20 protein-coding genes and 2 pseudogenes are annotated in these 19,782 nt (G+C 42.1%); 20 read left to right on the forward strand and 2 right to left on the reverse strand.

Annotation, left to right across the window (positions count from 1 at the left end):
* The first annotated feature begins 170 nt into the window (after nucleotides 1-170).
* On the forward strand, nucleotides 171-443 hold the full coding sequence (locus DWV68_RS12645) for a hypothetical protein (RefSeq protein WP_118057699.1): 273 nt from the start codon (nucleotides 171-173) through the stop codon (nucleotides 441-443).
* A 105-nt stretch (nucleotides 444-548) separates the two neighbouring features.
* On the forward strand, nucleotides 549-818 hold the full coding sequence (locus tag DWV68_RS14795) for a hypothetical protein (RefSeq protein ID WP_242988800.1): 270 nt from the start codon (nucleotides 549-551) through the stop codon (nucleotides 816-818).
* Between the two features lie 32 nt (nucleotides 819-850).
* Here DWV68_RS14795 and DWV68_RS15110 read toward each other — a convergent pair.
* Nucleotides 851-904 (reverse strand): annotated as a pseudogene (locus tag DWV68_RS15110) (hypothetical protein); the annotation flags it as partial.
* Nucleotides 905-1,057: 153 nt separating this feature from the next.
* Between DWV68_RS15110 and DWV68_RS12660 the strand changes: the two are divergent.
* From DWV68_RS12660 to DWV68_RS12690, 7 genes and pseudogenes are all read left to right on the forward strand, one after another.
* Nucleotides 1,058-2,170 (forward strand): HNH endonuclease domain-containing protein, encoded by a 1,113-nt coding sequence (locus tag DWV68_RS12660; RefSeq protein ID WP_197420866.1) that lies wholly within the window; start codon nucleotides 1,058-1,060, stop codon nucleotides 2,168-2,170.
* Complete coding sequence (locus tag DWV68_RS12665) at nucleotides 2,171-2,479, forward strand: nucleoside triphosphate pyrophosphohydrolase (protein ID WP_118057701.1); 309 nt, start codon at nucleotides 2,171-2,173, stop codon at nucleotides 2,477-2,479. It begins immediately after the preceding gene.
* A 187-nt stretch (nucleotides 2,480-2,666) separates the two neighbouring features.
* A pseudogene (locus DWV68_RS12670) lies at nucleotides 2,667-3,044 on the forward strand (tyrosine-type recombinase/integrase); the annotation flags it as partial.
* A 669-nt stretch (nucleotides 3,045-3,713) separates the two neighbouring features.
* Nucleotides 3,714-4,481, forward strand: coding sequence for an ABC transporter ATP-binding protein (locus DWV68_RS12675; protein ID WP_062304187.1), 768 nt, complete (start codon nucleotides 3,714-3,716; stop codon nucleotides 4,479-4,481).
* Nucleotides 4,471-6,543, forward strand: a complete 2,073-nt coding sequence (locus DWV68_RS12680) for an ABC transporter permease (protein ID WP_118665958.1) — start codon at nucleotides 4,471-4,473, stop codon at nucleotides 6,541-6,543. Before DWV68_RS12675 ends, DWV68_RS12680 begins: the two co-directional genes overlap by 11 nt.
* 19 nt (nucleotides 6,544-6,562) lie before the next feature.
* Nucleotides 6,563-7,240, forward strand: a complete 678-nt coding sequence (locus tag DWV68_RS12685) for a response regulator transcription factor (protein ID WP_055218786.1) — start codon at nucleotides 6,563-6,565, stop codon at nucleotides 7,238-7,240.
* Entirely contained in the window at nucleotides 7,237-8,262 is a 1,026-nt protein-coding gene (locus DWV68_RS12690) for a sensor histidine kinase (RefSeq protein WP_109216666.1), read from the forward strand. Before DWV68_RS12685 ends, DWV68_RS12690 begins: the two co-directional genes overlap by 4 nt.
* Before the next feature lie 80 nt (nucleotides 8,263-8,342).
* Here the strand turns inward: DWV68_RS12690 and DWV68_RS12695 are convergent, their stop codons facing one another.
* The gene (locus DWV68_RS12695; protein WP_055218790.1) at nucleotides 8,343-8,594 is read right to left on the reverse strand and encodes a hypothetical protein; all 252 of its coding nucleotides are present in this window, start codon (nucleotides 8,592-8,594) and stop codon (nucleotides 8,343-8,345) included.
* A 647-nt stretch (nucleotides 8,595-9,241) separates the two neighbouring features.
* Here DWV68_RS12695 and DWV68_RS12705 point away from each other — a divergent pair.
* The 11 genes from DWV68_RS12705 (at nucleotide 9,242) to gatB (ending at nucleotide 19,601) form a co-directional block, all read left to right on the forward strand.
* Entirely contained in the window at nucleotides 9,242-9,769 is a 528-nt protein-coding gene (locus DWV68_RS12705; RefSeq protein ID WP_118056941.1) for a replication initiator protein A, read from the forward strand.
* The gene (locus DWV68_RS12710) at nucleotides 9,769-10,584 is read left to right on the forward strand and encodes an ATP-binding protein (RefSeq protein WP_109216668.1); all 816 of its coding nucleotides are present in this window, start codon (nucleotides 9,769-9,771) and stop codon (nucleotides 10,582-10,584) included. The genes DWV68_RS12705 and DWV68_RS12710 overlap by 1 nt, the downstream gene beginning before the upstream one ends.
* On the forward strand, nucleotides 10,581-10,790 hold the full coding sequence (locus DWV68_RS12715) for a MerR family transcriptional regulator (protein WP_004844954.1): 210 nt from the start codon (nucleotides 10,581-10,583) through the stop codon (nucleotides 10,788-10,790). Before DWV68_RS12710 ends, DWV68_RS12715 begins: the two co-directional genes overlap by 4 nt.
* Before the next feature lie 134 nt (nucleotides 10,791-10,924).
* Nucleotides 10,925-12,157: a site-specific integrase gene (locus tag DWV68_RS12720; RefSeq protein ID WP_118056940.1), complete on the forward strand. Its 1,233-nt coding sequence runs from the start codon at nucleotides 10,925-10,927 to the stop codon at nucleotides 12,155-12,157.
* Nucleotides 12,158-12,303: 146 nt separating this feature from the next.
* Nucleotides 12,304-12,795, forward strand: coding sequence for a low molecular weight protein-tyrosine-phosphatase (locus tag DWV68_RS12725; RefSeq protein WP_118056954.1), 492 nt, complete (start codon nucleotides 12,304-12,306; stop codon nucleotides 12,793-12,795).
* A complete protein-coding gene (locus DWV68_RS12730; protein WP_118056939.1) occupies nucleotides 12,796-13,689 on the forward strand; it encodes a DUF3658 domain-containing protein in 894 nt (297 codons plus the stop codon). It abuts the gene before it with no gap.
* 6 nt (nucleotides 13,690-13,695) lie between these two features.
* Entirely contained in the window at nucleotides 13,696-14,217 is a 522-nt protein-coding gene (locus DWV68_RS12735) for a nitroreductase (protein WP_117699105.1), read from the forward strand.
* A gap of 405 nt (nucleotides 14,218-14,622) precedes the next feature.
* A complete protein-coding gene (gene aspS / locus DWV68_RS12740) occupies nucleotides 14,623-16,368 on the forward strand; it encodes an aspartate--tRNA ligase (RefSeq protein ID WP_118087233.1) in 1,746 nt (581 codons plus the stop codon).
* A gap of 12 nt (nucleotides 16,369-16,380) precedes the next feature.
* Nucleotides 16,381-16,677 carry an Asp-tRNA(Asn)/Glu-tRNA(Gln) amidotransferase subunit GatC gene (gene gatC, locus DWV68_RS12745; protein WP_022242659.1) on the forward strand — a complete coding sequence of 99 codons (297 nt, stop codon included), beginning with the start codon at nucleotides 16,381-16,383 and terminating at the stop codon, nucleotides 16,675-16,677.
* 15 nt (nucleotides 16,678-16,692) lie between these two features.
* Entirely contained in the window at nucleotides 16,693-18,156 is a 1,464-nt protein-coding gene (gatA, locus tag DWV68_RS12750) for an Asp-tRNA(Asn)/Glu-tRNA(Gln) amidotransferase subunit GatA (RefSeq protein WP_118665960.1), read from the forward strand.
* Between the two features lie 14 nt (nucleotides 18,157-18,170).
* Nucleotides 18,171-19,601, forward strand: coding sequence for an Asp-tRNA(Asn)/Glu-tRNA(Gln) amidotransferase subunit GatB (gene gatB / locus DWV68_RS12755; RefSeq protein WP_118665962.1), 1,431 nt, complete (start codon nucleotides 18,171-18,173; stop codon nucleotides 19,599-19,601).
* Nucleotides 19,602-19,782: the final 181 nt, after the last annotated feature.

Consider the following 19,782-nt stretch of genomic DNA (forward strand, 5'->3'; position numbering starts at 1 on the left):
TGAAAAGTGTGCTGAACCTTGAAAATTCAATATTTTAGCCAATAAAAAGTAAACGATGAAACGAAGGTACCTACCAAACCTAAATCAATATCGATATACTATGATCATAGTATATTTGTTAAAAAAGTTGAGCCTAAACTTTTTTGACTAAGATATGGGAGGTACAGATTATGGCTACAAATACTACAGCAGTTGCAAAGCAGGTTCGCTTGCAACAGTGGGCTCAACAGATCACGGATTGCCAGAACCGTCCTGTCGGAATGAAAGTGATTGACTGGTGTGATGCTAATGGCATTATATTACCAAAGCTGACTACTATTACCGGCTTAAGCAGGTTCGGGCATTCTGTTTGGAATCTATGGAACAAAAGAAAACTTCTTTCGTTGAACTACCCACACCAACAGAATCCGTTAACACATATAATTCGCAGACAGCGATTTTAGACAATGAAACTGTTGCAATAATCCATTTCCCAAGCGGCATTTCTGTAGAACTGAAACAGTCAGTTCCAGATTCATTGATCCGTACCTTAGTTGAGGCATCGACCTATGTTAAATGATGCAACAGGATTCAAAAAAATCTACCTTGCGGCGGGATTATCCTCAGTTTATTTTTATCCTCAGCTTTTTATTTTTCTCCACAATTATCGTGTAAATACCTTCAAAGCTGAGGATAATTATTATCTTATTCCACAAAGTCTGGCTAATTCTTCTTCATTATCCAGCCATTCAGCTGTTTCGGATATATCAACACTATTGTTTTCCATTGCCGCTTTCAGCATTTCTATCGATGGAGAAGCGTATATGCGGGTTGTTTGAGTAGATGTATGTCCAAGTATTCTAGATACAAGTTCAAGCTCAACACCACTTTGATATAGCCCGCAAGCCCTTGTTCTCCTGAGCATGTGAGGATACAACTTTTGCGGAAGCTTGGCTTGGATGCAGACGAAATCATTAATATGAAGATGTTTCAAAACGAGGCTAAGTATCCAGTGGATAAAGCAAAGGGAAGCGCAGCAAAGTACGATCAATTATAAAATCTGAAAGGTGGAGAGTATATGCAATTACCATGTTCCGAAGAACTGAATATTGAATATCTTGGTCGTCTTTTTGACAATACCAATGAGTGCTATAAGTTCTTTTGGTTTAAGGCAATTGTAGCAAAGGTCACCGAAGGAAAACAAGAGATATCCTATGAGGAACTCGTAGATGAAATGATAGCTGATGCTTGGTATATGGTCACAGAATATCATCTGAATCTTGGACCGAAGGATACTTTGGAAGCAGTAGTAAATCTAATTAAACAGAAATATCCAGAGCTAAAATCCTGTGAAAAAAAGACTGCAATTTTGAATCTGCTGAAAAATACTCAGGATCGAGATATAAATAGCAAGAAGCGTACGCTTACTTACAATGTTCCATATCGTCTACAGTCGCCATTTATGCCGTCTATGAAGGGAAAAGAATGGGATGTTTCTGAAAGTAATTTGATTGCTAAGATTAACCAAGAGCAGCGGCTTATGTATTACTTCACTGCGCTGAATGGTTTATCTACATCAATTATTGTGAACGACGATTGGGCTAATTACATAATTAAAAATCAGGAAATCATCAGAGGTTGGCTGGAATACAATATGATTTTATACATCCAGAAGAGGAATCCAAGTGTTCCAGGAATAGCGGACAAGCTATATCCACCTCAGGAGCGTAAGCTTGAAAAGGTTAAGAAATACTGGAAGCTTATTATTGGATTGGAACCTGTTCGTGAGATATACGGAAATGAGATTTTGACAGAAAAAGATATTTCTATCGATCACTTTGTTCCGTGGTCTTATGTGGCGCATGATGAGATGTGGAATTTAAATCCTACGACAAAGACTATCAATAGTTCAAAGAGCAATAATCTTCCAGATTGGGAGACTTACTTTGAACGATTAGCAAGGCAGGAATATCAATCTTACCAATTGATGTGGAAGTATGATCAGGTTCATAAGGAATTTGAAAAGTGTGCGAAGGAGCATATTAATAGCGATGATATTAAATATCGTGTATATCACCAAGGTTTGGAATATAACGAATTTGCAGGAGAACTGAAATCGGTTATTTTGCCAGTTTATCAATCCGCAAAAAACTGTGGATTTAGTAGCTGGCAGTATCAGATGGGGGAGTAAATGAAGGTCTATAACAAATTAGTGCGAGATAAAATTCCAGAAATAATTGAAGCGGATGGGAAAACTTGTAAAACAAAAATTCTTTCTGATGAAGAATACATTGCTGCGCTCGAAACAAAGTTAAATGAAGAGGTTGCAGAGTATCAGGCAGATAAGAATCTAGAAGAGATGGCAGATGTGCTAGAAGCGCTTCAGGCTATTTGTGTAGCGAGAGGATATAGCTTGGATGAGCTTGAGGCTATGAGAGCAAAGAAGGCGGAAGAACGAGGCGGATTTTCTGACAAGATATTTTTAGAATATGTAGAGTAGAGGTGGAAGCATGATAAACGAAATGCGACAAGGGTTTGAAACTGCATATATTGATGGCTCGGTTGTATCTAATGCAGCATATCGACCTCAGTTTGTATCGAATAATCACAAAGAAGGAAAAAAGGTACTCTCATCCATAGAGGATGCTACAGGCTGTAAACTGACAGAGCTTAAGGAATTGTGCCAGAGAATTGTAGCCAATCGTAATAGACCAAAGCGTGAGCCTATTATTGATGGCTATGGTGGATTTCTTTTCTTTGGTAAGGAGGGAAAGCCAATGGTGGCACTTCATTGGAAGAAGTACATTCAGCATGCTAGGGACAAGTATAATCACCAGCATGCTTTGCAGCTTCCACCGATTACGCCACATATATGTAGACATACCTTTTGCTCGAATATGGCACGTCAGGGAATGAATCCAAAGACGCTTCAGTACATCATGGGACATTCGGATATAGCAGTGACCATGAATGTGTACACGCACTTAGGATTAGATGATGCCAGAGAGGAACTTGTCAGATTAAAAGAGGCCAGAAATGTAATGAAAATGAAAGGTGTAATGTAGACTAGCATGACGCAGCTGTTTTCAACTTTGCTTTTTGTAACACAAAAATAACACTTTTGCCCATAAAAATATGGGAAAAAGCATCAATTTTTATCAAAAAACAAATGTTAGTCTGCCAAATGCACCACCTCGCAAAACCAGTATTTATAAGGTTTTGAGGGCTTTTAGGAGGATACATAAAATATGCTAAAAATCTTATTCATCTGCCACGGCAGTGTTTAATGGATGCTGTGAAAGCCTAGGCTTTAAAGGATTTTTTGATGATTGACGAATAATTTACACCTTATTTATACCTTTGGAAGACCGGATCGGAATAATAGAGAAATAAAGAAATAGATAAATATAACAGGAAGCAATTTTGTCATATTGGAAATAATTAAAATTTGCTGAACCGTGTTGATTTTATTGATTGAGTATAATAAAAGTAAGAACAGAAACTTCCATGTTTGAAGCGGTTACCAGAATTGACAAAGAAATGCAAGTTAGCCAATCCGGTAGTCCAGTATATTTTTTCATTGTCACCCGACGTTTTTACAAAACATATACTTATTCCGCTTGATGCGTCATTCTTGTTCTGAAAACAGGAACAGAATCCTTACAGCGACTGTAAGTGTTATTTATTGTGCTTCTGTGCTATCATTTACCCAGAAATGGATAGGAGGCATTCACATGAAACCAATTTTGAATATTGAAAATCTTACCAAAGTCTATGGGACGTTGCCAAACCAGACGAGAGCACTGAACGGAATCACTTTTCAGGTCATGCCGGGAGAGTTTCTCGGTATTATGGGAAGCAGTGGTTCCGGCAAATCCACGCTTCTCAACTGTATTGCAACTGTGATTCAGCCTACAGGTGGAAGCATTCAGGTGGAGGGAGATACTCTGCAATCCCTCAAGGAAAAGGCTCTTGCCGAGTACCGTGGCAAAAAAGTTGGTTATCTATTCCAGAACTTTGAATTGCTGGACAACCTGACTGGCAGGGAAAATATCCTGCTCCCGACTTCCTTGCATGGGGTAGCCGAAACAGAAAGCAGCCAGCGGCTGAAGCAGTTGGCTGACTATCTGGAAATTTCTGATGTTCTGGATAAGTTTCCGTCCAAGATGTCCGGTGGCCAGCGTCAGCGTGTTGCGGCAGCAAGGGCTCTGATCTTACATCCCCAAATGATCCTTGCCGATGAACCGACGGGTGCGCTGGATTCTAAGAACGCAAGAAGTCTTATGGAGAAGCTGTCCGGCCTGAATCGTGACGAACAAGCTACGATCCTGATGGTAACCCATGATTCCAATGCCGCCAGCTTCTGTAAGCGCATCCTGTTCATCCAGGATGGCGTGATCTTTCATGAGCTTCGGCGTGGAGACGAAAGCCAGCAGGAGTTCTACGGGCGCATCCTGAAGGTGATGGCGCAACTGGGAGGGGGCAGCGCAAATGTTCTCTAATCTCATTCTTCGGAACAGTCGCCGCAGCCGAAAGGAAAACGGTCTGTTTTTCAGCTCCCTGGTGATTTCTATTGTTGCATTTTACATGATTCTTTCCATCTCCACTCAAGATGTGATGCTCTTTTTGCAGAAAATGGAGAGTGACGCAGTTGACAAACTCCTGCTTCTGATTCCTGCGTTTTATGGGATGACCCTCGGTATTCTGTTCTTTTTGATCTATTTTGCCTGCAAGTATCAGTTCGAGTGCAGACGGCATGAGTTTGGTGTTTATCTAATGTTGGGGATGCGTAGAAGTAAACTGTTTGGTATGCTTCTGGCGGAAGATTTCCTGACCAGTATTCTTGCCATGCTCATAGGATTACCTGTGGCTGTGGTGCTTTCAGAAATTGTCAGTCTTGTCACCGCCAAGCTGGTAGGCATGGGGATCATCGGTCATCAGTTTTCTTTATCCTGGTTTGCGATTGAATGGACGCTGGCAGGATTTCTGGCAATTAAGCTGACGGCACTTCTGATTTTGAGTGGACGAATCAGCCGCCAGGAGATCGGTACTTTGCTATCCCAGCCAACGAACCGCCCCAAAAAGCAAATGCCATCTGTTATCTATGGACTGGCTGCTATATGCGGAAGTGTGATGTTGGCAGTGGCTTACTACATGGCGATTCAGGGAATTGCATGGACAAAGGTAAGTATGATGGGACTGACTTTGCTGTTGGGCATAGTTGGTACGATGCTGCTTTTCTATGGGATGCGTGCACTGATTGCTTTGATTGTTAAGAAAGGAAAAGGAAATAAGCAGCTTCATGTATTTACCTTCCGGCAGATTCAGGAGAATGTCATTCATCAGTCAAACTCCATGGCCATCAGCTCCCTGCTGATTCTGGCGGCGCTGTGTTGTTTTGGTGCGGGCGTAGGAATTGCAGGAACGAATAACCTGTCTTCTGACCATGTAATCGACTATACTTTTGAAGATCATACTGCAGAAGATTCATCGCAGGTTCTTCCGAATATAAAGGCAGTCCTGAAAGAAAACAGTTTGGAAAATCAATTTTCAGAGCTTTTTGAAATGAGGGTTGGGCGTATTCGCACCACAGAAGATTATGATAATGCCTACAGCATGGACGCTGTTATGGACTCTCTTCGGAGCCTGCCCCAGTCGGAAGACCGGGATGTCCTTCTGAACAATCTTGGTTATGCCACATACCCATATTTGATTTGTTTATCGGACTATAATCGTTTGTTGGAATTGTCCGGCAATCCGGCTCTCCAATTAGGCGAAAAGGAGGCCGCTGTCTATATTGATACAGAGTTTACTACGGTAAGCCGTACCGCAATGCTGAACCAAGTATTGGCCGGGCATCCCAAGGTGGAACTGGATGGTAGTCCGATTCATCTTACAGGAGAGGTTCAGTCTGTGAATTTGGTCACGGACCGTTCTATAACCTTGTCCTTTGCATTGATTCTTCCGGATGAAGCATTCCTATATTATAGTCAGGGAATGTATGATACCCATGTCAATGCGGTGCTCAGTGAGCAAGCTCTGAATGGAAATAGCCTTATGACTGCATATTTGGATTTGAACGAGAAGCTGGACGAAACTGACATTGAATATGAAAGCTATCTTCAGAATATGGGTCGTCAGCTTTTCTACACCATAGCATCCAGTTATATTACCCTCTATCTTGCGATTGTTTTCCTGGTAGTTGCCAACACCATCGTGGGTGTTCAGTTCCTGATGAGTCAGCAGAGAACCGGGCGCAGATACCAGACTCTGATCCGCCTGGGAGCTACTTACGAAACCCTTTGCCAGTCTGCTGGAAAGCAAATTACCTGGTTTATGGGACTTCCTGTATTGGTTGCGGCTGTCAGCAGTTTGTTTGGAGTCAGGGCGTTATTTACAGGGATACTCTCGTCCCGAACCCGTGGGACAGTGGCTGAAATGATGTTTGTATCTGCTGCTATGATTTTGCTGCTTTGCGTGATAGAATATATTTATATGAGAGTGGTCAAGCGCTCCAGTGATCGGTATTTGCTGACACTGATGCAGCCACAGAGAGAAGAATAATTTGGAAGGAGGTGCTGCCGTGAAAAGAATTGCTGTTGTGGAAGATGAAGTCTATATGCGGGAAGAACTCTGCAATATGCTTCAAAAGGACGGGTATCTTGCGGAGGCAATCACCGAGTTGGAAGATGCCGCTCGGCTCCTGGCAGCCCTCCGTCCTGACCTTGTGATCTTAGACCTGAATTTGCCGGAGATCAGTGGCTTTCAAATCTGCCAGGAACTAAAGAATAAAACCGCTATCCCCGTCCTGATACTGACTTCCAGAGATCAGGTAAAGGATGAACTGCAAGCGTTCCACTTGGGTGCTGATGAATATTTGACGAAGCCGTGCAGAAAAGATCGACTTCTTGCCAGGGTATCCAATATTCTCAAAAGGTATGAAGGCCGTACCAATCTCATAGAGGGACCAGATTTCCTGTTAGACCAGCAGACCTACACGCTTTATATTCATAATACCTCTGTCGTGCTTCCAAAAAATCAGGGAAAACTGTTGGTTGCTCTTTTGTCCGGCGGCGATGCTCTGGTCACGACGGAGCAACTTTGCATAGCACTATGGGGAACCACGGAATACATAGACGAAAATGCCTTGCAGGTTAATCTGACCAGGCTGAAAAAGACGATGTCCGGTCTTGAGATGAAGCAGCGAATCGTTGCGGTTCGTGGGATGGGCTATCGTCTGGAAACGGGGGTGGCTCCATGAAGCGGCTTTGGCGCATGATAGAACGGTACTACCCCTGGCTGCTGTTGCTGTTGGGCGTGGATTGCTTTTGTGCTATCATTCTTTGGATTTCTGACATTCAGGCATTTCAAACCTTGAGTGGGTTAGTAGTTCTGACAAGCCTCCTTTTGTTTTCAGCAATTCTGTTTGTACTAAACAAGCGGGAGACCACCCGCCGAGAGCTGTTCCGGGATTTCCTCAGTGATCCTGCCATCTGCAACGAGGAACGGCTGCTCAGTGCCATCAGCCGGGAAGAAGGAGAATCTATCCGGCTTCTGGCATCAGTTTTACAGGAACACAAAACTGAGAGTAACAGTATGGCAGATGCCCTACAGGACTATGAAGAATATGTGGAGGGCTGGGCACATGAAGCGAAAACGCCCCTATCGTTGTTGACCATGCTCCTGGATAATCGGAGCAACGAAATGTCTCCTCCCCTGCAAGCAAAACTGGATTATGTCCGCAGTCAGCTTCAGGAGGATGTCACTCAGATGTTATACTATGCCCGGTTAAAGAGCAGTACAAAGGATTATCAGTTTAAGGATATCAATTTGAATGACTGCTTGGGGGAAGTTCTGGAGGACTATGCCCCACTTCTGGAAGAAAAGCAGTTTGTAATTATCAATAAACTGCAATCTGAAACAGTCTATACAGACCGTAGAGGGCTTCAGTTTATGTTGGGACAGATCGTGAGCAATGCCATAAAATATAGCAGCGATAGTCCCATGCTAACAATCTCTATGATACATTCGGAGATCGCAGATGTCCTTTCAGTTGAGGATAATGGCATCGGTGTAAAAAAATATGATCTGCCGTATATTTTTCAAAAGGGCTTTACCGGGGATTCTACTGACAGCAGAAAGAAAGCTACCGGTATAGGGCTTTACCTGGTTAAGAAGATGGCTGACGATCTAAACCTTCGTCTGGAAGCTGCTTCCCCGTGGGAAAAGGGCTTTAAGATAGTCATCTTCTTTCCAAAATTGAAATCCAACGGAGGAAAATAATATAAGCAAAAAACGGGGCTGTAAAATAAGTCTCTGCTAAAGAAACGCTAGTTCCGACAAATGCTGGTTCTGGCGTTTCTTTACATTAATATATGTTTTTTGAAAATCGTCACTGTTTTATGTAAAAAGGGTACACTTAATAAGCTTGGATAGATTTCTTCTGTACGTCCATATTTTTTATATCTTACATGTTGTTTTCGTTTGAAAAGAAATTTACGTCCATTAGGGCATATAGGATTTCCGTTCTCATCTCTTATATAGTTTACAGCACGATAAGGATTCGTGTGATGTTTTTTATCTGCCGTTTCTTTTTTGTACATGGTAAATATCATTAAATTTTTCCATTAAAGGTACAAAGCATTCCATGCCTTGTCTTCCATAAAATCAATTCTACGTTAAAAACATACCGTCTAGACAGCTATTTTTTAAGCTATCATTTGAAAGACATATATAATATATAGGCTCAAATGGTGAAAGTGCCCATTTGGGCCTATTATTGTATGAATTCATACGTTACAACCAGAGCAAGATCCACCCGTGTATTACAGTATTGTCATTTTGACAATATTGTATTACTTACGAGTGGCAGACTTGATGGGGATTACGTCCCCATACCCACGTGAAAATATAATTGCTGGCAATTACATTTTAGCAGATATGCAGGCATATCTGAATAAGCGTCATAGACAACAAAATAAGGAAATTTTGATAAGGCATTCACCTGGAATAGGTGAGTGTTTTTTTGTTTTCAAATATTCAATTAATCAAAAAAATTAAAAAAATTTCATTAGGGGGCTGTAAAAATGCCTCTCAGCGTTTCGTTTTATGTAAGGGTATTTTGGACAGGAAAAATTTAAAAAATTTTTATCAAGAACCTGTATTTATGCCCTTCATCTTTTGAATATGTGTAAGGACATTTTTGAGCCGGTATAAAAATGATTTTTACAACAATTAGAAACAGAAACGAGGCGAGAAAAGAATGAAATATGAATACATGAAGGAGTCAGAGCAGATGCTTCAGTACTTCCAGTTTCCGAAGTTTTTGCTCAAACTGCGCATTTCCCAAACTGCAAAATTTCTTTATATGATTTTGTATGACCGGGCACGGATATCGAGAAAGAATAGCTGGATAGACAAGTATGGAAATGTTTATCTGATTTTTCCGATAGAGGAATTGTCTGCTCAAATCGGCAAATGTAAATCTTCTGTAAAAACAGCATTGAAGGAATTAGATGATGTGGGACTATTGGTTCGCAGATCTGGTGGTTTTTCAAAACCCAATCATTTATATGTAAAAATTCTATCTGATGAGATTGGTTTACAGCTGGTTGAGAATAAGGCGGTTGAAAAGATGGTTGCAACAGAGTCGGAAAAGCAACCTTCATCTGGTCGTAAAAATGGCTGTGCAGGAGTCGGAAATGTGGCACCTAGTAAAGTAACTGAGAAATATAAAAGAAATAAATATCATGAAGTAAATTATTGCTATGGGGAAGGAGAGAGTTTGTGATGAGAGAAGAAGATACTGTATGTGTAGGCAGTGATGGTTTGCAATACTGTAAAGTCTGTGGGGAAGCGAAAGAAGCATTTTTTCCTGAGGGTGGATTTATGGGGATGAAGAAACATTCCAGGCAATGTGCCTGTGACAGAAAAGCGTATGAAGAAGAACAAAAATATTTTAAAGACAAAGAGCACCGGGAATTAGTCAGCAGAAATACGAGCATCTGTTTTGACGAGAGCAGAATGGAAGAGTGGACATTTGAGAATGCAGATATGTCAGATACGGTAATGCATAGAGCAAAAAAATATGTTGATAACTGGGAGGAAATGAAAAGAAATCATATAGGCTGTTTGTTCTGGGGACCGGTTGGTACCGGGAAAAGTTTTATTGCGGGGTGCATTGCCAATGAACTTCTTAAGCAAGAAGTAATGGTAAAGATGACAAATTTCAATACCATTATTGATGATATATTTCCACTGGCAGACAAAACGGAATATATCAATGCATTGGCGTCTTATCAGCTTTTGATTATTGATGATCTTGGAGTGGAACGAAATTCAGAATATGCGTTAGGAATTATTTTTAGTGTCATAGACCGCAGGATCCGTTCGGGACGACCTTTGATCATCACAACGAATCTTCCGCTGAAAGAAATAAAAAGCGAGACCATGTTGGATAAAAGGCGTATCTATGACCGTATTTTAGAAATGTGTACACCCGTGTATGTTGGAGGCACAAGCAAACGAGAAGCGATTGCAAGTATGAAAATGGAGAAAGCGAAAACGCTGTTGAACACAAACAGAGGGAAGGAGGAATGCGAATGAATCATACAGAAAAAACAATACCTGTTTGGAAGAAATATTCTTTAAATGTTTCCGAAGCAGCAGAATATTACGGAATTGGAGAAAAGAGATTGAGACAAATCGCAGGTGAAAATGAAGGAGCAGATTTTATTTTGGAAGTTGGTTCGCATATCCGGTTCAAAAGAAAATTATTTGAAGATTATCTGGACACAGCCAGTACAGTTTAAGTGACAGAATAGAAGAAATGGTAATGAAAATAATGTTCATTTTATCTTAGCGAAGAGAAGGTCTTGTGGTATAATGAATAAACCGAGACGGTCTTCCAAGTTAAATGAGCATTTAATGAAGGAGACGAAATATTATGAGTGAAAAAAGGAGAGATCATAGAGGACGTATATTACACAATGGAGAAATACAGTTATCTGATGGCAGATATAGATTTAAGTATGTCGATGAGATGGGAAAGGAGCGCTGCGTATATAGCTGGCGCTTAGACCATAACGATGCAACTCCGAAAGGAAAGCGCCGGGCTTTATCGCTTCGGGAGATGGAGAAGAAAATCCAGGCAGATCATTTTGAACAGATTGCAACAAATGGCGGAAATATGACGGTACTGGAACTGGTTGAAAAATATACATCAACAAAAACCGGTGTCAGACCTACTACAGTTGCAGGATACGGAACAGTTATCAATTTATTGAAGAAAGATCCATTTGGAAAAAGAAGGATTGATACGGTTCGGATTTCGGATGCAAAATGTTGGCTGATACATCTTCAGCAGGTAGAAAAGAAAAGCTATAGTTCCATCCATTCAATCCGAGGAGTTCTTCGTCCGGCATTTCAGTTGGCAGTGGATGATGACCTGATCAGGAAAAATCCATTTCAGTTTCAGCTAATGGAAGTGGTTGTGAATGACAGTGTGACAAGAGAGGCAATCAGCAGGGCTGAGGAACGAAAGTTCCTACGGTTTGTGAAGGAAGACCCTCATTTTTGCAGGTATTATGAAGGAATTTACATATTATTTAAAACAGGCCTTCGCATCTCGGAATTTTGTGGTTTGACGATTTCTGATATTGATTTCAAGGAGCATACGATCAACATCGATCATCAATTGCAGAAAAAATCAAAAATCGGATATTATATTCAAGAGACTAAAACAACCAGCGGAACAAGAAAGATACCTATGACTGCAGATGTAGAGGAATGTTTTCGGAAAATTATAGAAAAACGAAACCCGCCCAAAGCAGAACCTATGGTAGATGGAAAAAGTGGATTCTTATACTTTGATAAAAATGAAAGTATCTGTTATTCCCTGCACTGGGAGCATTATTTTCAACACATCATTCAGAAGTATAATAATACTTACAAAGTACAGATGCCTGTCATCACCCCTCATGTATGTCGGCATACCTATTGCTCAAATATGGCAAAATCCGGAATGAATCCAAAAGCATTGCAATATTTGATGGGCCACTCAGACATCAGCGTAACGCTGAATACATATACGCACGTAAATCTTGAGGATGCCAGGGAAGAAGTTGCCCGGATTCAGGTTGTGCAATTACGATTTTTAATTGAAAATAGCAAGGTGTAAAATGGAAAAACATACACCTTATTTTACACCTTTTGCGGACGATATTATGAGAAAATAAACCAGGTTATGCCAGAAAAGAAAAATTCACAAAGGCTTACAAAGCCCGAAAAACCAAGAAAAACTAAGAAATGCGAGGTTATGCAACAATGATAAAAATACTATTCATTTGCCACGGCAACATCTGCCGTTCCCCCATGGCAGAATTCATCCTAAAGGACCTCGTCGCCAGACGAGGTCTCACCGACCGCTTCGAGATAGCCTCGGCTGCCACCAGCACCGAAGAAATCTGGAATGGCATTGGGAATCCGATTTACCCGCCGGCGCAGGCGGAGCTTAAGAAGCATGGAATCGGGAATACGCCGGAGACCGATTTTCGGGACAAGCGGGCGAGACAGTTGACAAAATCCGATTATGAGATTTATGATTACCTTATAGGGATGGACGAAAGCAACATCCGTGGAATCGAGCGGATAACCGGGCATCGTGGCGGTAAAATATCCATGCTGCTTTCCTTTGCCGGAGAGCAGGCAGCAATATCTGACCCATGGTATAGCGGCAGGTTCGATAAAACCTATGCGGATGTAACACGCGGATGCGAAGCATTCTTAGAATATCTCATAGAGCAGGGAGAAGTGTAGATGATAGAAATCTTATTTGGCGAAAGTGAAGGCGTAGCCATGAAGCTTGCGAAGAACTATCAGCAGCCGGATTATGAGGATGGACCAACCGCATGGCTTGGGGAAAAGCCAGACAAAGCCACCTTTGAAGACATGTTTGCAGGAGAAGCAGTTGGCGGAACTTCTGCGGAGGTCATTATACTGCCATTTATGTTGGACATTGGCTGCCTGAGGGAACCACTGGATGGTACATATCGGAAGAAGATAATCTTAGAGCAGTATGGTGTCTATTGGAATGAGGATGAGAAAGAGGGGCGGGAAGAATTAGAGCAGGCAGTGGAAACTTATGTAAAAGAGCTGCAGCGGATGGAGCAGTTTGCAAAGCAGGGAGAATCTTTCCGTATCTGGTACAGCAACAAGCCTTATTCCCTGTGCGGACTCTGCCATGCAGTCAGTGTGCTGCGGAAATATGAATGTGCGATATCCGTGGTACGTCTGCCGGATTTTGTAAGAGAAGAGGAAAATACGACGGTACGTTATTCTTCCTGGGGAGAAGTAGATGCCGGACAGTTTTATCGATTCCTCCCATTGGAAAAGGAACTTTCAGAGCATGAGCAGAAAGTATTTGCATCCAGATGGGACGAACTTAAAGAAGAGGATGCACCTCTTCGGGTTCTGATAAATGGCTGTCTGGTGGGCGTAAAAGATGATTTTTATGATTTCCTGATTCGAAGAGAACTGCCGGAGGGCGAAATCATACAGGCAAGACTTATTGGAAATCTGTTGTTAAAATATCCCCTTGGAATCAGTGACAGTTGGTATATGAACCGCATTAAACATATGATTGAGACCGGAGAGATAGAAGTAGTGAAAGAGGCGGATGAAATTTTCCGCCGGAGCATCAGAAAGGAGTAGTAAGGAATGAACGAGATCATAAAAGCAATGGAGACAAGAAGAAGTATCAGAGGTTATAAGGAAGATATGGTGCCGGAAGAGCTGATTGCAGAAGTAGTGGAAGCTGGAACTTATGCGGCTACCGGAATGGGCAGGCAGTCACCGATTATACTTGCAGTTACCAATAAAGAAGTAAGAGACAGACTTTCCAAGGTAAATGCTGAGATTATGGGAACAACCGGCGATCCGTTTTATGGAGCACCGGTGGTACTGGTGGTGTTAGCAGATAAGAGCCGTCCCACCTATCTTTATGATGGAAGCCTCGTTATGGGCAATCTGATGCTGGCAGCACATTCCTTAGGCCTTGGAAGCTGCTGGATTCACCGTGCAAAAGAAACTTTTGAGCGGGAAGAGGGAAAAGCAATTTTAAAGGAACTTGGCATTGAAGGAGATTACGAAGGCATTGGAAACTGTGTCATTGGCTATGCAAAAGAACCGGCAAAAGACGCCGCTCCGAGAAAAACAGATTATGTTCATTATATAAAATAAAATTGGATAATATAAAGGACATAGTGAAAAAATAGCATCAGATTTGTAAAAAATACTTGCAAAACAAAAAAAGCAGTGCTATCATAGTCAACAACTAGGAGATATAGTTGCAAAAGCTGGGAAAGAGACTCTTACTTTCAGAGGCCGACAGGAATACAGCGTCACCGACTGAGAGCGCTGTTTGGAAGAGAAAGCAAAGGGAACACTCTGGAGCCGATTGGCTGAATTACAGTAGGTCAGTACGTAGTGCACGTTACGCACGAAGAGAGGGAAGATGAAGCATTCATTTTCCAATGCGGGTGGTACCGCGGATAAGAAGATTATTCGCCCCGGAATACGAGTCAGTATTCCGGGGTTATTTTTATACTCCGGGCTGACAATCATATCAGAAAAGGAGTAGATAAGATGAGCAACATTTACAGAGACGTAACCTTAAATCAGGTAAGCGAAAACGACATTGGAAAGACACTTCGGGTAGCAGGCTGGGTAGAGAATATCCGGGACCATGGCGGCGTATCCTTTATTGATTTAAGAGATATGTATGCAGTAATGCAGATTGTAATCCGGGATGGAAAACTGTTAGAGGGAATCCGCAAGGAGCAGGCAGTTTCCATAGAAGGTCTGATTGAAAAAAGAGATGAAGAGACCTACAATCCAAAGATTCCGACCGGAACCATTGAATTAGAGGCAAAGAGCGTAGATATTTTAGGAGAGGTTTATACACAGCTTCCATTTGAAGTAATGACCAGTAAGGAAGTCCGTGAGGATGTCCGGTTGAAATACCGTTATCTGGATTTGAGAAACCAGAAAGTAAAAGACAATATTATTTTCCGTTCCAAGGTAATTTCTTTCTTAAGAGAGAAAATGACAGAGATGGGATTCTTAGAGATTCAGACTCCGATTCTTTGCGCATCTTCTCCGGAGGGCGCAAGAGATTACATCGTGCCATCCAGAAAATACAAAGGAAAATTTTATGCATTGCCACAGGCACCACAGCAGTACAAACAGCTTCTGATGGTATCCGGATTTGATAAATATTTTCAGGTTGCACCATGTTTCCGTGATGAGGATGCAAGAGCAGACCGTTCACCGGGAGAGTTCTATCAGCTTGACTTTGAAATGAGTTTTGCAACCCAGGAAGATGTATTTAAGATTGGTGAAGAAGTACTTTCTGCCACCTTTGAGAAATTCGCACCGGAAGGCAGCAAAGTAACGAAAGCACCGTATCCAATCATCAGTTATAAGCAGGCAATGTTAGAGTTCGGAAGTGACAAACCGGACCTTCGGAACCCACTTCGTATCATCGATGTGACAGAGTTCTTCCAGAGATGTACCTTTAAGCCATTTATCGGAAAGACCGTAAGAGCCATCCGTGTACATGCAGAGATGTCCAAAGGTTTCCATGAGAAACTTTTGAAATTTGCAACCGGAATCGGTATGGGCGGCTTAGGATATCTGGAAGTATTAGAAGATGGAAGCTATAAGGGACCGATTGATAAATTTATCCCGGATGACATGAAAGAAGAATTCAGAAAGCTGGCAGGCCTTGAAGTAGGAGATACCATTTTCTTCATGGCAGATAAAGAAGAGCGTGCCGCATATTATGCAGGCATGATTCGAAATGAATTAGGCGAGAAGTTGGATTTAATTGAGAAAGATGCATACCGTTTCTGTTATGTCAATGATTTCCCAATGTTCGAGCGTGACCCGGAGACCAAGAAAATCGGATTTACCCATAACCCATTCTCCATGCCACAGGGCGGCTTAGAGGCACTCAATACCATGAATCCGCTGGACATCTTAGCATACCAGTACGATATCGTCTGCAACGGTGTGGAGCTTTCCTCCGGTGCAGTCCGTAACCATGATATGCAGATTATGGAGAAAGCTTTTGAAATCGCAGGTTATGATAAAGAAGTGCTGAAAAATAAATTCGGAGCATTATACAATGCATTTCAGTTTGGAGCACCGCCACACGCAGGAATGGCTCCTGGCATTGACCGTATGATTATGTTACTGCGTAACGAGGATAACATCCGTGAAGTCATTGCTTATCCGATGAATGGAAATGCACAGGATTTGATGTGCGGAGCACCAAACGAAGTAACCGAGCAGCAGTTAAGAGAAGTTCATATCAAAGTACGTGATTAAGGAGGAAAAACAATGGCAAATGTGATTTCAGATGAAACCATGGAATACGTTGGAATCCTTGCAAAGCTTGAGCTTTCCGAAGAGGAAAAAGCAGCAGCAAAAAAAGACATGGAAAGCATGTTAGATTATATTGATAAATTAAACGAACTGGATACATCCGGTGTAGAACCGATGTCCCATGTATTTCCGGTGCATAATGTATTCCGGGAAGATGTAGTAACCAATGGTGACGGCGGCGAGGATACCCTTGCCAACGCGCCGGAGCGCAGAGACCGGGCATTTGTTGTACCAAAGACCGTAGATCAGTAAAGGAGGCGGCAGAAGATGAATTTATTATCACTGACAGCAGTAGAGCTTGGAAAGAAAATCAAAGCCCATGAAGTATCAGTAGAAGAAGCTACAAGAGCCGCCTTAGATGCCATTGCAGCAAAAGAGGATGCGGTACACAGTTTTGTTACCGTAGATGAAGAAGGTGCAATGAAGCATGCGGCAGAAGTGCAGAAGCTCATTGATGACGGCACATTGACAGGACCGCTGGCAGGAGTTCCGGTTGCAATCAAAGATAATATGTGCACAAAAGGAATGCTGACCACCTGCAGTTCTAAAATTTTATATAACTTTATTCCGACTTATACCGCAGAAGCAGTATTAAATCTGGAAAAAGCCGGGGCAGTAATTCTTGGAAAGACCAACATGGATGAGTTTGCCATGGGAAGTACCACAGAGACCTCTGCTTTTGGAGAGACCAAAAATCCATGGAATACCGAGCATGTACCGGGTGGTTCATCCGGTGGAAGCTGTGCGGCAGTAGCAGCAGAAGAATGCTTTTATGCATTGGGTTCTGATACCGGTGGATCCATCCGTCAGCCGAGTGCATTTTGTGGTGTCACAGGAATTAAGCCAACCTATGGAACCGTATCCCGATATGGACTGATTGCATATGGTTCTTCTTTAGACCAGATTGGACCGGTAGCAAAAGATGTAACAGACTGTGCTGCTATTTTAGAAGCAATTACTTCTTATGATGAGAAAGATTCCACTTCTATTAAGCGGGAAGAAACCGATTTTACCAGTGCACTGGTAGATGATGTAAAAGGAATGAAAATCGGTATTCCAAGAGATTATTTTGGAGATGGACTGGATGCAGAAGTAAGGGATGCTATTTTAGCAGCAGCTAAGAAGTTAGAAGAAAAAGGTGCTATTGTAGAAGAATTTGATTTAAGTCTGGTAGAATATGCAATTCCTGCATATTATGTTATTGCAGATGCAGAAGCAAGCTCCAACCTTGCCCGTTTTGATGGCGTAAAATATGGCTATCGTACGAAAGACTACGAAGGACTTCACAACATGTATAAGAAATCCCGTTCCGAAGGCTTCGGAGCAGAAGTAAAACGTCGTATCATGTTAGGCTCCTTTGTTTTAAGCTCCGGTTATTATGATGCATATTATCTGAAAGCGCTGCGTACGAAAGCGTTGATTAAGCAGGCATTTGATAAAGCATTTGCAAAATATGATGTTATCTTAGGACCGGCAGCACCGACCACCGCTCCGAAGTTGGGAGAGTCCTTAAGCGACCCGCTGAAAATGTATTTAGGCGATATCTATACTGTATCGGTGAACCTGGCAGGACTTCCGGGAATCAGTCTTCCTTGCGGAATTGACAGCAAAGGTCTTCCGATTGGCATGCAGTTGATTGGAGACTGCTTCAAAGAGAAGAATATCATCCGTGCCGCATATGCTTTTGAACAGACAAGACCATATCAGCACAGCCCGTTAGCAGCAGAATAGGAGGAAAGAAGATTATGAGTAAACAGTATGAAACCGTCATCGGACTGGAAGTCCATGTGGAACTGGCAACCAGGACCAAAATCTTCTGTGGCTGTTCTACTGCATTCGGAAGTGCACCAAATACACACACCTGTCCGGTCTGTACCGGTATGCCGGGTTCTCTTCCGGTTTTAAATAAACAGGTGGTAGAATATGCCATGGCAGTAGGTGTTGCCATGAATTGTGAAATCAACCAGTATTGTAAATTTGACCGGAAGAATTATTTCTACCCGGACAATCCTCAGAACTATCAGATTTCCCAGCTTTATCTTCCAATCTGCCACGATGGCGGCATTGAGATTGAGACTTCCGAAGGAAAGAAAACCATTGGAATCCACGAGATTCATATGGAAGAGGATGCGGGAAAATTAGTCCATGATGACTGGGAAGATGTTTCCCTGGTGGACTATAACCGTTCCGGTGTGCCATTGATTGAGATTGTATCTGAGCCGGATATGCGTTCTGCAGAGGAAGTCATTGCTTATCTTGATAAATTGAGAATGATTGTGCAGTATCTTGGTGCATCCGACTGTAAGATGCAGGAAGGCTCCATGCGTGCAGATGTCAACTTATCTGTCCGTGAAGCAGGAGCAAAAGAATTTGGCACCCGTACCGAGATGAAAAATATCGGTTCCTTTAAAGCAATTGCAAGAGCCATTGAAGCAGAGACTGCAAGACAGATTGATCTGATTGAATCCGGTGAAAAAGTGATTCAGGAGACCAGACGATGGAATGATGACCAGGGATATTCCTATGCCATGCGTTCCAAAGAGGATGCACAGGATTACCGTTATTTCCCGGAACCGGATTTGGTTCCAATCGTCATCAGTGATGAATGGTTACAGCGCATAAAAGACAGCCAGCCGGAGCTTCGGGAAGCAAAACGTCAGCGTTATCAGGATGAATTCGGTCTGCCGGAATATGATGCCAACATTTTAACATCTGCAAAGAAAATGGCAGATGTTTTTGAGGCAACAACTGCAATCTGCAATAAGCCAAAGAAAGTATCCAACTGGCTGATGGGTGAGACCATGCGAATCTTAAAGGAGCAGAACAAAGACCCGGAGGATATCGCATTTTCACCGGAAAATCTGGCAAAATTAATCGAGCTTACTGATGTCGGAACCATCAATGGCAATGTAGCAAAAGAAGTATTTGAGCAGATTTTTGCAGAGGATATTGACCCGGATAAATATGTGGAAGAGCATGGATTAAAGACTGTAAATGACGAAGGTGCATTGCGTGATACCATTGCCAAAGTCATCGAAGAGAATCCACAGTCGGTAGAAGATTACCGCAATGGGAAAGAAAAGGCAATTGGCTTCTTAGTAGGTCAGACCATGAAAGCCATGAAGGGCAAAGCAAATCCTGGAATGGTAAATAAGATATTGAAAGAACTGTTATAAAGAAGTGTTATAAATAACAGGGAATGCATGCAAGCTTTTCCTTATATGTATAAAAAATCCTGCAGTATGAAGGTATCAGAAATACCTGTCATGTTGCAGGATTTTTATGTTTTTACTGTAGTCTGTCAATAAGGGTTATAGGACAAAACGTGTTGATGGCTAATCCCATTCTGTAAAAGAT

Source organism: Roseburia sp. AF12-17LB (assembly GCF_003479605.1).
Lineage (GTDB): Bacteria > Bacillota > Clostridia > Lachnospirales > Lachnospiraceae > Roseburia_C > Roseburia_C amylophila.

Coding starts and splice junctions, on each gene's coding strand:
- DWV68_RS12645 (WP_118057699.1), top strand. CDS start 171: ATGGCTACAAATACTACAGCAGTTGCAAAGCAGGTTCGCTTGCAACAG.
- DWV68_RS14795 (WP_242988800.1), top strand. CDS start 549: ATGTTAAATGATGCAACAGGATTCAAAAAAATCTACCTTGCGGCGGGA.
- DWV68_RS12660 (WP_197420866.1), top strand. CDS start 1,058: ATGCAATTACCATGTTCCGAAGAACTGAATATTGAATATCTTGGTCGT.
- DWV68_RS12665 (WP_118057701.1), top strand. CDS start 2,171: ATGAAGGTCTATAACAAATTAGTGCGAGATAAAATTCCAGAAATAATT.
- DWV68_RS12675 (WP_062304187.1), top strand. CDS start 3,714: ATGAAACCAATTTTGAATATTGAAAATCTTACCAAAGTCTATGGGACG.
- DWV68_RS12680 (WP_118665958.1), top strand. CDS start 4,471: ATGTTCTCTAATCTCATTCTTCGGAACAGTCGCCGCAGCCGAAAGGAA.
- DWV68_RS12690 (WP_109216666.1), top strand. CDS start 7,237: ATGAAGCGGCTTTGGCGCATGATAGAACGGTACTACCCCTGGCTGCTG.
- DWV68_RS12695 (WP_055218790.1), bottom strand. CDS start 8,594: ATGATATTTACCATGTACAAAAAAGAAACGGCAGATAAAAAACATCAC.
- DWV68_RS12705 (WP_118056941.1), top strand. CDS start 9,242: ATGAAATATGAATACATGAAGGAGTCAGAGCAGATGCTTCAGTACTTC.
- DWV68_RS12710 (WP_109216668.1), top strand. CDS start 9,769: ATGAGAGAAGAAGATACTGTATGTGTAGGCAGTGATGGTTTGCAATAC.
- DWV68_RS12715 (WP_004844954.1), top strand. CDS start 10,581: ATGAATCATACAGAAAAAACAATACCTGTTTGGAAGAAATATTCTTTA.
- DWV68_RS12720 (WP_118056940.1), top strand. CDS start 10,925: ATGAGTGAAAAAAGGAGAGATCATAGAGGACGTATATTACACAATGGA.
- DWV68_RS12725 (WP_118056954.1), top strand. CDS start 12,304: ATGATAAAAATACTATTCATTTGCCACGGCAACATCTGCCGTTCCCCC.
- DWV68_RS12730 (WP_118056939.1), top strand. CDS start 12,796: ATGATAGAAATCTTATTTGGCGAAAGTGAAGGCGTAGCCATGAAGCTT.
- DWV68_RS12735 (WP_117699105.1), top strand. CDS start 13,696: ATGAACGAGATCATAAAAGCAATGGAGACAAGAAGAAGTATCAGAGGT.
- aspS (WP_118087233.1), top strand. CDS start 14,623: ATGAGCAACATTTACAGAGACGTAACCTTAAATCAGGTAAGCGAAAAC.
- gatC (WP_022242659.1), top strand. CDS start 16,381: ATGGCAAATGTGATTTCAGATGAAACCATGGAATACGTTGGAATCCTT.
- gatA (WP_118665960.1), top strand. CDS start 16,693: ATGAATTTATTATCACTGACAGCAGTAGAGCTTGGAAAGAAAATCAAA.
- gatB (WP_118665962.1), top strand. CDS start 18,171: ATGAGTAAACAGTATGAAACCGTCATCGGACTGGAAGTCCATGTGGAA.